Source organism: Metasolibacillus sp. (genome assembly GCF_025291715.1).
Lineage (GTDB): Bacteria > Bacillota > Bacilli > Bacillales_A > Planococcaceae > Metasolibacillus > Metasolibacillus louembei.
Genome location: NZ_JAMBIZ010000002.1, coordinates 173,411 through 187,841, shown reverse-complemented (window position 1 = coordinate 187,841; position 14,431 = coordinate 173,411). Strand labels below are relative to the sequence as shown.

The window sequence follows — 14,431 nt, the reverse complement described above, 5'->3', positions numbered from 1 at the left end:
GAGGCAATAAAATGAACAATCTGTATGAACTATTAGAGCAGCATTATGATGAAATGGTTGAAATTCGTAGACATTTACACGAAAATCCAGAATTATCTCATGAGGAAGTAGAGACACCAAAATATATTGCGGAGTACCACCGCGCTTTAGGACATGAGGTACGAGAATTTGTTGGTGGACGAGGCGTTGTAGCGAAATTACATGGTGCAAAGCCGGGCAAAACGGTTGCGCTACGTGCCGATTTTGATGCGTTAGCGATTCAGGAGCAAAATACATTTTCCTATAAATCAAAAATTGATGGCAAAATGCATGCATGTGGTCATGATGGCCATACAGCAACATTGATGGTGTTAGCGAAAGTATTAAATAAACTACAAGAGGAAATTGCAGGCACGGTAGTCTTTATTCATCAATTTGGTGAGGAAGTAACACCGGGTGGCGCATTGCCTATGATTGAGGACGGCTGCTTAGATGGTGTCGATGTTATTTATGGCACGCATTTATCGGCAGGCGTGCCGCTAGGAACAATTTTAGTAAAAGAAGGTCATTTAATGGCAGCAGCAGATGGCTTTGAAATTACGATTCACGGAAAAGGTGGTCATGGGGCGTCTCCACATGATACAAAGGATGCCGTAATGATTGGCTCACAATTTGTTGTGTCAGCACAGCAAGTAGTAGGTCGACGCGTCAATCCTGTGCGACCAGCCGTTGTCTCTGTCTGTCACTTTGAAGCGGTCAATCCATTTAACGTAATTGCTGATTCAGCTGTACTAAGAGGAACAGTTCGTACGTTTGATGCAGACGTGCGCGACCAAATCGAAAAAGAGCTGGAGGAAGTCGTGAAATCAGCCTGCTTATTATATGGTGCTGACTATACGTACACATATAATCGTGGCTACTCGCCTGTTATCAACGATGCGGAAACAACGCGCCGCTTTATGGAAGAAGTAACGGCTGTACCGAAAGTAGAAAAATTAGTAGTAGCAGACTTAGCGATGGGTGGAGAAGATTTTGCCTACTATTTAGAAAAGGTGCCAGGCACGTTTTATTTCACAGGGGCGAAAAATCCCGAGTGGGAAATCGCCTATCCACATCATCATCCGAGATTTGATATCGATGAGAGAGCGCTATTAATTGCAGCAAATACCCTTGGACATGCAACATTATCTTATTTACAACAGTCTTAGTGAGAGAAAGTGAAACCGCTTTGGTGGTTTCGCTTTTTTTTAGTATAAAAGTCCAGATTCGCCCGCAAGATGAGCTGCTGTGGTACGATTTTACGTGGAAGGGGTTGAGCTCAATGCGTTTAATTAAAATGGAGTATCGTGGATTGAATATATTTGATGAAATTAGCTCGGTGGAAGTCGCATTCGATGTGGAGGCAGTCACGATTCATATTGTAGATGACAATATGGCTGTTGCGCCCACCTATCATTTTACCAAAAAGCAGGACGAGCTATCGGAAGGCTTTTTGAAAATGGCACAAGTGCTTTATCAAAAGCGTTATATGAAAGCAGAGGTCGAATCACTTCAGCAATGGATTAATAGCATTACATGGCATTTTTATGGGCTTGCCGATGTGGTAAAAACATATGAAAATGGGTCTTTCACTAAAAATAAAGTTGCCAGCTTAATCACATGGAATGACGAAGCCTTACAACAAGCTAATTTTTATCCACCATATATTAGAAAGGGAAAATCAACATGAATATACAAACAGAGCGTTTATGCATTAGAAATTTTAAGGAAAGCGATTGGCAGGCGCTTTATGAATATACTGCTGATCCGATGGTGATGCACTATTTGCCAGAGGATGCATTTACAGAAAAGGAGGCACAGCAATTTGTACAGGAGAATCAAGGCGAGAATGCGGAAAAATTTGCAGTAGTGTTAAAGGCAACAGACGAGCTAATTGGGCATATTGCCTTCTTCCGCTATTTTGGTGAGCATACATATGAAATTGGCTGGGTATTTAATCCGAAACACTATCAAAAGGGCTATGCAACAGAAGCTGCACAGGCAGTCATACATTATGGCTTTACTGAATGTAAGCTGCATCGTATTATTGCCACATGTCAGCCTGAAAATACTGCTTCTTGGCGCATTATGGAGAAAATAGGTATGCGTAAAGAAGGCTATTTTAAAAAATGTATTCCAACAAAGGATGGTTGGTGGGATGAGTACTATTATGCCATTTTAGCAGAGGAATATTTATCTTGGTTCAGTGGATGTCACAGATTTTGAAAAGGAGGCCTGCACGATGCAGGTCAGTTCACCGTTGTCACAGGAAGTGACGGCTTTAGGTGAACTTCTACTGCAAGCAAGCTTGAAAAAATCTGGACGCAATTACGCTGAGGCGTAATTGATAGTAGAGTAGCCACATGACCAAACAAGTCTTTCTATGATAAAATTTATCATGATTCAGTAGAAAACGCTCCCTCTATAGGCGGTGCGATGAATACTTAGATTCCCTTTCATTCAGTGAGTGTCAAAACACCCACTGAATCCTAATAAAGCCTCCGGTGGATGTCAGGGGTTTTGAAAGGAGACCTGCACGACGCAGGTCAGTTAACCGTTGTCACAGGAAGTGACGCTTTTAGGTTAACTTCTACTAAGTGCAAGCATAATGCAAAATCCCGACGCAATTACGCCAAGGCGTAATTGATCTATTCGAATTGATGAACAGTGAGTTGATAATGATGGAAAGTCAAAAATATGCAATTGTCGATTTGGAAACGACAGGTCATTCGTTTGCAGGCGGTGATCGCATCATTCAAATCGCGATTGTGATCATGAAGGATTGGTATATTGAAAGAACATTTACAACTTTTATCCATCCAGAAAAATCAATTCCGTTATTTATTCAAGGTTTAACGAATATAACGGATGAGGATGTAGCAAGTGCAAAGCCTTTTGCGGCGTATGGGCAAACAATTTACGATTTATTGCAGGATGCCGTTTTTGTTGCCCATAATGCAGACTTCGATTTAGCTTTTTTACAAGCAGAATTACGCAAAGCAGGCTTACCAGCATGGCAAGGGAAAAAGCTTGATACAGTAGAACTGGCGAAAATTGTTTTTCCAATGGCATTAAGCTATAAATTAGGTGACTTAGCACAGGAATTGCATATTCCACTTGAGCAGGCACATCGAGCGGATGATGATGCGAAAGCGACAGCGCAATTGTTAAAGGCTTGTTGGGAGGAATTGAAGGCGCTGCCACAAGCGACAATCGAGCAATTACATAAGCGCTCGTTCCAATTAAAATCAGATATTTCACACCTGCTATTTGCCGCACTGCATCTAAAAAGAAGCACAGTAAAAGAACAGCAAGGGTTTATTTATGCCTATCAACTGGCGATTAAGCAGCCGCCTGCTATTCAGTCAAAAACGGTGACGGACAGTATCTACCCAAAAACACGTAAAGAAAAGCTGGCACTTTTGCAAAAGGAAATCCCAGCCTTTGAAGAGCGGCCACAGCAATTTCAAATGATGGACATTATTTGGCATAGCTTTCATGACAAGCAAGAAGCAATGATTGAGGCTTCTACAGGTATTGGTAAAACGTTAGCGTATTTATTGCCAGCCTTTTACTACGCTAAGCACAGTGGGAAAAAAATTGGCATTAGCACATACACATCAAATTTACTTGACCAGCTATTATACGAGGAGCTTGTAAAGCTGGAACAAATTACAGGTGAACGTGTGCGAGTTGCTGTATTAAAAGGTATGCAAAATTATATTGATATTGGACGTTTCGCTAAAATTTTGAAGGTTGATGATGAATCTTACGATGAAACGTTAGCAATTGCACAAGTCATTACATGGCTTGCCAAAACAGAAACAGGTGATTTAAACGAGCTCAATATGTCGGGCGGTGGTCAGCTATTTTTAGAAAAAATTCGTAAGCTGAAATGGCAAAAGGTTCAGCAATTTGATTTTTATAGCTATGCTATCGAACAAAGTCAACATGCGGATATATTGATGACCAACCATGCGATGCTACTTGCTGACCTAGTGCGACAAGAGCAATTATTTGATAATGTTGGTGGCTGGATTATTGATGAAGCCCACCAGTTTATTCAAGCTGCTGTTCAACAGGATGAAAAGGTTTTTTCTTATACAGCTTGGAAATATTTATTTGGGCGAATTGGCACACCTGGAGAAGACCAGCTTTTTGATAAATTGCAGCATATAGCTATGGCGACAGGACGTGTACCAAGACAGCTGTTGAAAAAGACAGCGCAAAATTTTCAGCGATTAGTGACAGCATTTGATTATGTGATGCACACGCTTATTGAGCAGCTTCAGCATATACTGCGACAATCACACCGACATGAAGCGAAGCAAGCAGTTATGTTAACAGAGCTGACAATTGATGTACAACGTTGCACACAGCTATCTACGTTTATGCAAAATTGGATAGATAGTGCAGAGCAAGTGTTGTATATGTTTTATGAGCATCAGGAGGAAATTTCCATTGCACAGCAATATATTTTAGATGAATGGCAGTACTGGATTCATGAATTTAAAATAAAAGTGGCAGAATGGGATGAATTATTTGTCCTAAGGCAGGCGGATTATTTTGCATGGTTTGAACTCGATAAACGCAGTATACCAGGCAGCTTGCAATTATTGAAAAAGCCGCTCCAAGTGACAGCGAGCATTGAACGATTATTTGTGCCGATGCGACAGCAGGCAGCGATTGTTTGGACATCTGGCACGTTAACAGTGCCAAATAATGAGCGTTTCATCGCAGACCAGCTTGGTATTGCAGCGGATGTTCCGATTCATCGTTTACAGGCATCGTCCAGCTATTATCAAGGGGCGCGCTGCTTTATCGTGACAGATATGCCCGATATTCAAGCCGTTTCGCAGCATGACTATATCGAGGAAATGGCTTATGCGATTACGAGAATTGTGCGCACAACAGAGGGGCGCTGCTTTGTGCTGTTTACGTCCCAAGATATGCTGCGTAAAACTGTCCTGTTAATTCAAGAAACGAAATTGTTAGATGACTATATGCTATTTGCACAAGGTGTAACGGCTGGCAGTCGAATGCGTCTATTAAAATCATTTCAGAAATTTAGTCATTCTGTGTTATTTGGCACAAACAGCTTTTGGGAAGGTGTCGATGTGCCAGGGGATGGGCTTGCGGCTGTTATCGTTGTGCGCCTACCATTTTCTGCACCGAACGAGCCAACCTTCAAAGCAAAATCGCAAATGCTACAAGCACAAGGACATAATGCCTTTACAGAGCTTGCTTTACCAGAGGCAACTTTACGTTTTAAACAAGGCTTTGGACGTTTAATTCGCTCATCAACGGACAGCGGTGCATTTATTATTTTAGATCGTCGTATTGATACGAAATCCTATGGGAAAGAATTCCTTTCTGCATTGCCACCGATTTCTATTCAAAAACTATCGCTAGAACATATGGTACAAGCGCTCGGAAATTGGTATAATAACAGACATGAGTAAAGAAAGCAGGTTGACAATCATGGAAAGTAAAGTCGAAGTATTATCGGTTGTGAAAATAAACTATCAATCTGATCTGTATAAGGTCGTTGATACATTAAATCGAACATTGAAAGAGCAAAATTTAATGTTTGGCTTAGCGCTAGATCGCGAAGATCAAGAAAAAGCGATTTTCACAATTTATCGCACTTAGGTGATTGAATGAAAAAGTGGATAATTTTTAGTACAGTCTTTCTCGTCTCTTTGTCACTTGTCATCTCCATCTTAGTACTCTGGAAAGCCGATGCTCCATTTAATGAAATGGAGGAAAAGGCTGAGCAATTAGCGCTCGTCACAAAATCGCTCGCAATTGTTTCGGACTCTTATACCTATAATGGCAATAAGCCGTATGTTACCGTATTCGGGGTAGACGAATATGGTAAGGAAAAAGCAATTTTTGTTCCAATCACTTTAGAAGAAAATGCGATTCAGGAAGTATTTTTGCAGGACGGAATAACGGAAGAACAAGCGCTAGCAGTGTTGCATGATGAAGCGACAGTAAAAAAAATACTTCATACAAAATTAGGCTATGAGGAGCAAGGTGCGGTGTGGGAAATTACTTATTTGAATAACACAGACCAGCTAAATTATGTTTATATTTTGTTTGAAGATGGGCAATGGTGGAAACGTATTTTGAATTTGTAGAGGAGTAGATCTCATTTGAAACAGCTGTTAGCAAACCGTGTAAAAACTTTAACGCCTTCTTCGACTCTGGCAATTACAGCAAAGGCGAAGGAATTGAAAGAGCAAGGTATTGATGTTATTGGATTAGGTGCAGGTGAGCCTGATTTTAATACGCCTAAAAATATTTTAGATGCAGCGACAAAGTCAATGGAACAAGGCTTCACAAAATATACGCCAGCAGGTGGCTTGCCAGCATTAAAGCAAGCAATTATTGCAAAATTACAGCGCGATAATGAGCTGACGTATAAGGCAAATGAGGTTATCGTAGGCGTTGGAGCAAAGCATGTGCTTTACACATTGTTCCAAGTTATTTTAAATGAGGGTGATGAGGTTATCATCCCAATTCCATACTGGGTATCGTATCCTGAGCAAGTGAAGCTAGCAGGTGGTGTACCAGTGTATGTCGAGGGAACGAGTGAGCAGCAATATAAAATTACAGCACAGCAATTAGCTGCTGCTATTACAGAAAAAACAAAAGCTGTTATTATTAACTCGCCGTCAAATCCTTCTGGCATGGTTTATAGCCCAGAGGAGTTAAAAGCATTAGCTGAAGTTGCTGAAAAACATGATATTTTAATCGTATCAGATGAAATTTATGAAAAGCTTTTATACAATGGCAATAAGCATTTTTCAATTGCGCAAATTTCACCAGCGATTAAAGCGCGCACAATCGTTATTAACGGCTTAGCAAAATCGCATTCGATGACGGGCTGGCGCATCGGTTATGCAGCAGGTGATGCAGACATTATTAATGCGATGACGGATTTAGCATCTCATTCTACATCAAATGCAACAACAACAGCGCAATATGCAGCGATTGAAGCATACAACGGTCCACAGGATGCAGTAGAAGAAATGCGTCAAGCATTTGAGGAGCGCTTACAAAAAATTTATCCGCAAATTGCGGCGATTCCAGGCTTTAAGCTATTAAAGCCAGAAGGTGCTTTTTACTTGCTACCAGATGTAGCTGAAGCAATGGAGAAAACAGGTTATGATAATGTCGATGCCTTTGCAGAAGCGTTATTAACGGAGGCAAATGTAGCTGTAATACCAGGCTCAGGCTTCGGTACAAATACGACAATTCGCTTGTCATATGCCATTGCATATGATTTATTAGAGGAAGCAGTACGTCGCATGGACAAATTTGTAAAATCAAAATGGCAATAACAATTGCTTTTGTAGTTGGAGGATATTATGAAGAAAATTATGATTAAAGATATGCCACAGCATATCGGCGAAACAGTAAAATTAGGCGCATGGCTTGCCAATAAGCGTTCAAGCGGTAAAATCGCCTTTTTACAATTACGTGATGGCACAGGCTTCGTGCAGGGCGTTGTTGTAAAAGAAGAGGTTGGCGAAGAAATTTTTGCTACAGCAAAGGGCTTAACGCAAGAAACATCGATGTATATTGTCGGTGAAGTGAAGGCTGATGAGCGCTCTACATTCGGCTGTGAGCTAAATGTAACGGGTATTGAAGTATTGCACGAAGCAGTAGACTTCCCAATTACACCGAAAGAGCATGGCACAGAATTTTTAATGGATAACCGCCATTTATGGCTACGTTCACGCAGACAGCATGCCATTATGAATATCCGTAACGAAATTATTCGTTCAACATACGAGTTTTTCAATAACAATGGCTTCACAAAAATGGACCCACCAATTTTAACTGGCTCTGCACCTGAAGGAACATCTGAGCTTTTCGCAACAAAATATTTTGATGAAGATGCATACCTTTCACAATCAGGTCAGCTATATATGGAAGCTGCAGCAATGGCATTAGGACGCGTATTCTCATTCGGTCCAACCTTCCGTGCTGAAAAATCAAAAACACGTCGCCACTTAATTGAGTTTTGGATGATTGAGCCAGAGATGGCATTCGTAGAGTTTGATGAAAATCTAGAAATTCAAGAGCAATATGTAGCGCATATCGTGCAGTCGGTATTAGCGAACTGCAAGCTTGACTTAGAGCGTCTTGGTCGCGATACATCGAAGCTTGAAAATATTACAGCACCATTCCCACGCATTTCATATGATGATGCGATTAAGTTTTTACATGAGCAAGGCTTTGATGATATTGAATGGGGCGATGATTTCGGTGCACCGCATGAAACAGCAATTGCCAACCATTATGATAAGCCTGTATTTATCACATGCTACCCTGTTGGCATTAAGCCATTCTACATGCAGCCGCACCCAGAGCGCGACGATGTAGTGCTTTGCGCAGACTTAATTGCACCAGAGGGCTATGGTGAAATTATTGGTGGCTCTGAGCGTATCCATGACTATGATTTATTAAAAACTCGCCTAGAAGAGCATAATTTAGATATGGGTGCATATGCTTGGTATTTGGAATTATGTAAATATGGTTCTGTACCACACTCAGGCTTCGGCTTAGGTTTAGAGCGTACAGTTGCTTGGATTTCAGGCACGGAGCATATTCGTGAAACAATTCCATTCCCACGTTTATTAAACCGTCTATACCCATAATAGGAAAGAAAGCTACATTTAAATAAATTCAGGGGGCTGCTTGGAAGTGCTGTTGACTTTCTTGACAGCCCTCTGCTATGACTAAAGCTAGGAAAGGATTCGTGCCAATCATGACAAGCAATGAGCAACTTCGCATATGGTTAGAGCAAAAGCATATGACGATTCCACAGCTATTTTTTCAGCATTATAAAGCACTACAAATTAACGATGATGATGCAATGTTGCTGCTCCATTTATTAGCGTTTCATGAAGAGGGAAATGACTTTCCGACACCAGGTGATTTGATGGCAAGAACCTCTTTTGTACAAAATGAAATTTCAACGAAAATACAGCGTTTTTTACAAAAAGGCTTTATTGAAATAACACATGATATCGATAGCGATGGGAAAATTTATGAAAAATATTCACTTTATCCATTATGGAATCGTATTATTATGCTATTAGAGGCAAATACGATTGCCACGAGCGATGAGCAGCAAAAAAGAGAAGAGGGCGCGATTTTTTCCATATTTGAGCAGGAATTTGGTCGCCTTTTATCACCGATGGAGCTTGAAAATATTAACGCATGGCTTGATATTGATAAGCATTCCCCAGAGCTAATAAAGGCAGCTTTAAAGGAAGCCGTATTAGCAGGAAAGCTGTCACTTCGTTATATTGATCGCATCTTATTTGAATGGAAAAAGAAAAATTTCACAACGGTCAAGCAAGTGGAGCAGCATGCTGAGCAATTCCGCAAGCGCACCATTACACAGCCGCAAACGGAAAAAAAACCGAAGCGCGTGATGTACAATTGGTTGGAAGAAAAAGAATAGTGAGGTGGTCAGATGTTAACGAAAAAGCAGTGGCTGCATTTTTTGGATGAGATGGATAAAATGTTTCCAGATGCACATTGTGAGCTTGTACACGATAATCCGTTTGAGCTGACAATTGCCACATTATTATCTGCGCAATGTACAGATGTGCTCGTCAATAAAGTAACGAAAAGCTTATTCCAAAAATATAAAACACCAGAAGATTATTTAGCCGTTTCATTGGAAGAATTACAGGATGATATTCGCTCCATTGGACTATATCGCAATAAAGCAAAAAATATTCAATTATTGTGTCAGCGCTTAATAACGGAATACAATGGTGAAATACCAGCAAATCGCGAGGAGCTTGTCACATTACCAGGCGTTGGACGCAAAACGGCTAATGTTGTGCTATCAGTCGCTTTCGATGTACCTGCGATGGCAGTTGATACACATGTCGAGCGCATTGCGAAGCGCTTAGGGCTTTGTCGCTGGAAAGATAGCGTCTTAGAAGTAGAAGAAACAATTATGAAAAAAACGCCAATTGAAAAATGGTCAAAAGCCCATCACCAAATGATTTTCTTTGGACGTTACCATTGCAAAGCGCAAAATCCAGGCTGTCATATATGCCCTTTGTTAGATGATTGCCGAGAGGGGCAAAAGCGCTTGAAAAAAGGACTTGTCAAAAAATGATTGCGGTGAATAAACAATTGATTTCGCAGATAGCTGTCGATGACTGGTATGCGAAATGGGACAAGCTATCCTCGCAAATCCATGAGGCGCATGCTACACGAAATGGGCAGGCAGGGCAATTCATGCTAGAAGGCATAGCTCATTTTATTGATTTTTTATGCAAGGCATCGGAGATAGAACGCTACGATGCACAGCAAAGCTATGAGCTACTACCATTAAACAGCGGTGAGCGGTTAGCCTTTGTGCAAGGGAATCCAGCACAATATGCGAGCTATCGCCAGCTAGATGAGCTATATAAAGAAACAAAAAAGCGCTGTGCAAGATTGCGCATATAAGGAGCGGTAGAGAAAGTTTTCAGCTTTCACTACCGCTTGTTTTCTATTGGAAAGCGTTTGGTGGTTTTAACTACTCGCAATGCGTAGGGAATATCTAGTTTTTCGGAAGGGGCAGCAACCATAATAATTCTGGCGCTTTTATCTATCTGAAAAGCTTGGAAATTAGTAGGTACAATTACTTTGGCATTAGCTGGTATAAGTATTTGCTGTAGCTCCAAAGTTTCATAGTCAGCAATTAGCTTTAAATGAGCCTTCATTTCAAAATCGTATTGATTTTCTATTGTTAAGAAATAATCGTCCATACTATTGATTGTATCTACTTCTTTTGTTAAATCGGCATCTTCATACATTTGCATAATAACAGAAGTTTCATTTTTTAAGTCTTGTATTTTCTCTACTGCTGCATAATTATTTGGAATTGTAGATGTTTCTGTTTGCTCATTGTGAACTTTGATTGAAAGGAAGTTTCGAGCAACAGTTCTCTGTGTATCATATATTTCTAAAGGATCACTGATTGTGTTGCTCAGCACTTTTTCACTTATGATATAGAGTGTGTGATTACCATGTGGCAAATTGGTGATAGTGAACGGCACTTTTTTACCGCCTTCTTTTGGTATATCAATCATATGATAAGGGGCAACAGTTCCATTCATCTCGATTTTTACCGGTGTAGCATCATTTTCTAGAAAGGCAAAAACAGCGAGTTGGTTTTCTTCTGTTGTCGAATATTTATACCAAATAAATCCTTCTATCGTTCCTTTTTTATCTGTTTGGAAGGAATTTTTATCTCTATTTATAATATACTTAGGATTTAGATGAATTTCAGTTGTTCGGCTTTCTCCCCTAACGCTCATTGTAAACATCTCCTTTTTATTGATCGTACACGACTATTTTTGGTAAATAAAGAAAACGGCACTTACTTCAAAAATAATCCTTTGTATTTTCAAAATATTCATTTATAATTAGTATAGACAACTATACCTCAAAATAGGAGTTGTACAGAATGATAAGGGGGGATCAGATTGTTAGATAAAAATTCGTATATACCAATCTATATACAAATTGAAGAAATAATTAAACAGAGAATACTTTCAAATGAATATAAAATTGGTGAGGCGATACCATCAGAGCGAGAGCTTTCAGTTCAATTTGATGTAAGTCGTATGACTGTGAGGCAATCGATTACGAATTTAGTGAATGATGGCATGCTTTATCGAGAAAAAGGGCGGGGAACATTTGTAGCAAATCCAAAGCTGGAACAGCCGTTACAAGGCTTAACGAGCTTTACCGAAGATATGCGTGCAAGAAATATGGTGCCAAGCAGTAAAGTTGTGCGTTTCGAAAAGATTATTCCGTCTGTTGATGTGGCAAGAGATTTGCAATTAGAGCTGGGCGAGGAAGTATTTTTTGTGATCCGAATTCGTAATGCAGATGGAATTCCGATGGCAGTGGAGCGAACATATATCCCAGTGAAAATTTATCCTGAATTAGATGCAAGTAAGTTAACGGGCTCTTTGTACTCATTAATTGAAACCGCTTTCCATCAAAAAATTGGCAATGCCATTCAGCAAATGGAGGCAGCGATTGTTTCGAAGGAGGACAGCAAGCTTTTACAAATTAATCAAGTAGCGCCAGTTCTTATCATTAAACGAATTAGCTACTTATCAAATGGCGCACCTTTTGAGCTTGTACGCAGTGTTTACAGAGCGGATCGTTATAAATTTATTAGCCAAATTTCAAGGTAATGGATAGGGATTGATGACATGATACAAATTCATAATGTGGAAGAAAAGGATTATTGGCAGATTCATCGTCTACGAGATTACTGCTTTCCTAACAAATATAGCGAGGCACGTAGAAAAGATTTTCATCACTGGGTTCAGCATAGTACGACTTTAGGGGCATATGATGGTAGTAAAGTCGTTGGGCAAGTGCTTGTTTTGCCATTAAATATGACGATTCATCGTAAAAACTATAAAATGGGTGGCATCGCATTTGTTGCTTCTTATCCTGAGTATCGTCAGCAAGGTATTGTTAAAAAGCTAATGATTGAATCGCTCAATCAAATGCGAGCAAATGGACAAACGATTTCTGTATTGGCGCCTTTTTCCGTGTCATTTTACCGCTATTTTGGCTGGGAGCTATTTTTTGAGAAATTAAATTATACGATTTTACCAGAAAAATTCCCTGCATTAGGCAAAAAGCTGGATACGATTAAGCGCACAAGCTTTGAATGGCTTGATGAAGAGCTATTTGAGCAGGTGAAAGCGTTTCATAATGAGCAAGCAGCCGTAACGAGCGGCAGTATGCAAAGGGACGAAGCATGGTGGAATCGCTTAGCGAGCAGGCATCCTGATAGTCATTTTGCTTTATATTATGAAGACAATCAAGTAGCTGCCTATCTTCGCTATGAAGTAGCAGGAACATCATTTATGATTCACGATTTTGTAGCGCAAGATATGGCGGCAGAGCAGGCGATTTGGCGCTTTGTGACAGCGCATGCAGCAAGCATTACTGAAATTAAAGGAGTTACAGCAAATCATAGTCGCTTTGGCTATTATTTTGCAGAGCCGCAATTTAAGCGTGAGGTTGTGCAAGATATTATGGTGCGAATTGTAGATGCGCAAGCCTTTCTGCAGCAATATGAATGGAATCACATTGAGACGCCTTTATATGTGCGTTTAGAAGATCAATTTTGCGCATGGAATGAGCAAATATTTGAGGTTCGTCATAACGGGGAAGTAGCCGTTATAGAGGTGGATGCTGTGGATGCACAGCAAGTACTAGTATTGCCAATCAATTTATTTTCAGCAATGATGGTAGGCTATTTATCTGTTCAAGAGGCAGTTATGTATGCACAGCAGCCGGTAGCACGAGCAATCATTGAGCGCTGGCAGCAGGCACTACAAATTGGCAAGCCTGCATTTTATGAATATTTTTAAATTATAGGTATTTAGTTTAGTTGTAGCTAATATTCAAAAAAGCCTATGTAATTTATCATAATAAAAAATTTTTTTAAATTTTTTTTGGACTATACCAGTCCTTTAGATGCTAGATTAATAGTGAGAATATCATATAGTCCAGTATATTTTATCCATTTTAAAAAAGTGAAAAATGAAAAAAAGGGTATTGTGGTATATACCAACCAATGATATTCTCTTTTTAAGAAAACGATTTCAAAAATAAAATGATAAAGAAAAGTAAAGGGAGTGCACTTATGAAAAACATCATGTTAGTTTGTGTAGCAGGAATGAGCACAAGCTTGCTTGTATCGAAAATGAAACAGGCGGCAGAGGAACAAAATTTGGAAGCGGATATTTTTGCTATTCCTGAAGGGGAAGTTGATAAAGTATTGGCAGAAAAATCGGTAGATGTTTTGCTGCTAGGACCGCAAGTTCGTTACTTAAAAGGTTCATTTGAAGCGAAGTACAAAGAGAAAAACCTTCCAATCGATGTAATCAATATGACAGATTACGGCATGATGAATGGCGCAAACGTATTAAAACATGCGTATAGCTTAATGAAATAAGAGGTGTCAACTATGGAACAAGAAGCTTTATTACAGTCCATTATGGGATTAATTATGCATAGTGGAAATGCAAAAAGTGAATGCATGGAGGCTATCCAATTCGCGAAAGCAGGGGACTTCCAAGCAGCACAGGACAAAATGAAGCTTGCACATGAGGCGATTATCGAAGCACATCATGCACAAACAGCTTTATTGCAACAAGAAGCACAAGGTCAAAAAGTAGAAGTTTCTTTATTGTTAATTCACGCACAAGACCATTTAATGAATGCGATTACATTCCGTGATTTAGCACAAGAGCTAGTAGAAGTTCATGAACAAATAAAGGGGAAGTAAGACATTGGTTTTTATTCAAGTGGGTGCAAGCACTCACTTGAATTAAGATAAAGCCTTTCG

General features: G+C 39.8%; 16 protein-coding genes. 15 read left to right on the top strand and 1 reads right to left on the bottom strand.

The features are described 5' to 3' along the window. The first annotated feature begins 11 nt into the window (after positions 1 to 11). The 11 genes from M3Z76_RS02590 (at position 12) to M3Z76_RS02540 (ending at position 10,509) form a co-directional block, all read left to right on the top strand. Entirely contained in the window at positions 12 to 1,187 is a 1,176-nt protein-coding gene (locus M3Z76_RS02590; RefSeq protein ID WP_293920654.1) for an amidohydrolase, read from the top strand. A 113-nt stretch (positions 1,188 to 1,300) separates the two neighbouring features. Then, positions 1,301 to 1,708 (top strand): aminopeptidase, encoded by a 408-nt coding sequence (locus M3Z76_RS02585; RefSeq protein WP_293920651.1) that lies wholly within the window; start codon positions 1,301 to 1,303, stop codon positions 1,706 to 1,708. Then, positions 1,705 to 2,244, top strand: a complete 540-nt coding sequence (locus M3Z76_RS02580) for a GNAT family N-acetyltransferase (protein ID WP_293920649.1) — start codon at positions 1,705 to 1,707, stop codon at positions 2,242 to 2,244. Before M3Z76_RS02585 ends, M3Z76_RS02580 begins: the two co-directional genes overlap by 4 nt. Before the next feature lie 452 nt (positions 2,245 to 2,696). After that, positions 2,697 to 5,480: an ATP-dependent DNA helicase DinG gene (dinG, locus tag M3Z76_RS02575; RefSeq protein WP_293920647.1), complete on the top strand. Its 2,784-nt coding sequence runs from the start codon at positions 2,697 to 2,699 to the stop codon at positions 5,478 to 5,480. A gap of 19 nt (positions 5,481 to 5,499) precedes the next feature. After that, positions 5,500 to 5,670 (top strand): YpmA family protein, encoded by a 171-nt coding sequence (locus M3Z76_RS02570; protein WP_074432957.1) that lies wholly within the window; start codon positions 5,500 to 5,502, stop codon positions 5,668 to 5,670. Between the two features lie 8 nt (positions 5,671 to 5,678). Next, on the top strand, positions 5,679 to 6,161 hold the full coding sequence (locus M3Z76_RS02565) for a cell wall elongation regulator TseB-like domain-containing protein (RefSeq protein ID WP_293920640.1): 483 nt from the start codon (positions 5,679 to 5,681) through the stop codon (positions 6,159 to 6,161). Between the two features lie 15 nt (positions 6,162 to 6,176). Further along, positions 6,177 to 7,367 carry a pyridoxal phosphate-dependent aminotransferase gene (locus M3Z76_RS02560; protein WP_293920637.1) on the top strand — a complete coding sequence of 397 codons (1,191 nt, stop codon included), beginning with the start codon at positions 6,177 to 6,179 and terminating at the stop codon, positions 7,365 to 7,367. A gap of 27 nt (positions 7,368 to 7,394) precedes the next feature. Further along, entirely contained in the window at positions 7,395 to 8,690 is a 1,296-nt protein-coding gene (gene asnS, locus M3Z76_RS02555) for an asparagine--tRNA ligase (RefSeq protein WP_293920634.1), read from the top strand. A 110-nt stretch (positions 8,691 to 8,800) separates the two neighbouring features. Then, a complete protein-coding gene (locus M3Z76_RS02550) occupies positions 8,801 to 9,502 on the top strand; it encodes a DnaD domain-containing protein (protein WP_363319823.1) in 702 nt (233 codons plus the stop codon). 12 nt (positions 9,503 to 9,514) lie between these two features. Beyond that, positions 9,515 to 10,174, top strand: a complete 660-nt coding sequence (gene nth / locus M3Z76_RS02545; RefSeq protein WP_293920632.1) for an endonuclease III — start codon at positions 9,515 to 9,517, stop codon at positions 10,172 to 10,174. Next, positions 10,171 to 10,509 carry a YpoC family protein gene (locus M3Z76_RS02540; RefSeq protein ID WP_293920629.1) on the top strand — a complete coding sequence of 113 codons (339 nt, stop codon included), beginning with the start codon at positions 10,171 to 10,173 and terminating at the stop codon, positions 10,507 to 10,509. Before nth ends, M3Z76_RS02540 begins: the two co-directional genes overlap by 4 nt. A 29-nt stretch (positions 10,510 to 10,538) precedes the next feature. On the opposite strand, the gene M3Z76_RS02535 is transcribed toward M3Z76_RS02540, so the two are convergent. Beyond that, positions 10,539 to 11,363 (bottom strand): hypothetical protein, encoded by an 825-nt coding sequence (locus M3Z76_RS02535; RefSeq protein ID WP_293920626.1) that lies wholly within the window; start codon positions 11,361 to 11,363, stop codon positions 10,539 to 10,541. 168 nt (positions 11,364 to 11,531) lie between these two features. Between M3Z76_RS02535 and M3Z76_RS02530 the strand changes: the two genes are divergently transcribed. From M3Z76_RS02530 to M3Z76_RS02515, 4 genes are all read left to right on the top strand, one after another. Continuing rightward, positions 11,532 to 12,254 (top strand): GntR family transcriptional regulator, encoded by a 723-nt coding sequence (locus tag M3Z76_RS02530; RefSeq protein WP_293920625.1) that lies wholly within the window; start codon positions 11,532 to 11,534, stop codon positions 12,252 to 12,254. An 18-nt stretch (positions 12,255 to 12,272) separates the two neighbouring features. Then, the gene (locus M3Z76_RS02525) at positions 12,273 to 13,451 is read left to right on the top strand and encodes a GNAT family N-acetyltransferase (RefSeq protein WP_293920624.1); all 1,179 of its coding nucleotides are present in this window, start codon (positions 12,273 to 12,275) and stop codon (positions 13,449 to 13,451) included. Positions 13,452 to 13,726: 275 nt separating this feature from the next. Further along, a complete protein-coding gene (locus M3Z76_RS02520; protein WP_293920623.1) occupies positions 13,727 to 14,038 on the top strand; it encodes a PTS sugar transporter subunit IIB in 312 nt (103 codons plus the stop codon). Between the two features lie 12 nt (positions 14,039 to 14,050). Beyond that, positions 14,051 to 14,371 (top strand): PTS lactose/cellobiose transporter subunit IIA, encoded by a 321-nt coding sequence (locus tag M3Z76_RS02515; protein ID WP_293920620.1) that lies wholly within the window; start codon positions 14,051 to 14,053, stop codon positions 14,369 to 14,371. Positions 14,372 to 14,431 lie beyond the last annotated feature (60 nt).

Excerpts from the sequence above, each read along its gene's own strand:
- M3Z76_RS02590 (WP_293920654.1), top strand. The coding sequence starts at position 12 with ATGAACAATCTGTATGAACTATTAGAGCAGCATTATGATGAAATGGTT.
- M3Z76_RS02585 (WP_293920651.1), top strand. The coding sequence starts at position 1,301 with ATGCGTTTAATTAAAATGGAGTATCGTGGATTGAATATATTTGATGAA.
- M3Z76_RS02580 (WP_293920649.1), top strand. The coding sequence starts at position 1,705 with ATGAATATACAAACAGAGCGTTTATGCATTAGAAATTTTAAGGAAAGC.
- dinG (WP_293920647.1), top strand. The coding sequence starts at position 2,697 with ATGATGGAAAGTCAAAAATATGCAATTGTCGATTTGGAAACGACAGGT.
- M3Z76_RS02570 (WP_074432957.1), top strand. The coding sequence starts at position 5,500 with ATGGAAAGTAAAGTCGAAGTATTATCGGTTGTGAAAATAAACTATCAA.
- M3Z76_RS02565 (WP_293920640.1), top strand. The coding sequence starts at position 5,679 with ATGAAAAAGTGGATAATTTTTAGTACAGTCTTTCTCGTCTCTTTGTCA.
- asnS (WP_293920634.1), top strand. The coding sequence starts at position 7,395 with ATGAAGAAAATTATGATTAAAGATATGCCACAGCATATCGGCGAAACA.
- M3Z76_RS02550 (WP_363319823.1), top strand. The coding sequence starts at position 8,801 with ATGACAAGCAATGAGCAACTTCGCATATGGTTAGAGCAAAAGCATATG.
- nth (WP_293920632.1), top strand. The coding sequence starts at position 9,515 with ATGTTAACGAAAAAGCAGTGGCTGCATTTTTTGGATGAGATGGATAAA.
- M3Z76_RS02540 (WP_293920629.1), top strand. The coding sequence starts at position 10,171 with ATGATTGCGGTGAATAAACAATTGATTTCGCAGATAGCTGTCGATGAC.
- M3Z76_RS02535 (WP_293920626.1), bottom strand. The coding sequence starts at position 11,363 with ATGAGCGTTAGGGGAGAAAGCCGAACAACTGAAATTCATCTAAATCCT.
- M3Z76_RS02525 (WP_293920624.1), top strand. The coding sequence starts at position 12,273 with ATGATACAAATTCATAATGTGGAAGAAAAGGATTATTGGCAGATTCAT.
- M3Z76_RS02520 (WP_293920623.1), top strand. The coding sequence starts at position 13,727 with ATGAAAAACATCATGTTAGTTTGTGTAGCAGGAATGAGCACAAGCTTG.
- M3Z76_RS02515 (WP_293920620.1), top strand. The coding sequence starts at position 14,051 with ATGGAACAAGAAGCTTTATTACAGTCCATTATGGGATTAATTATGCAT.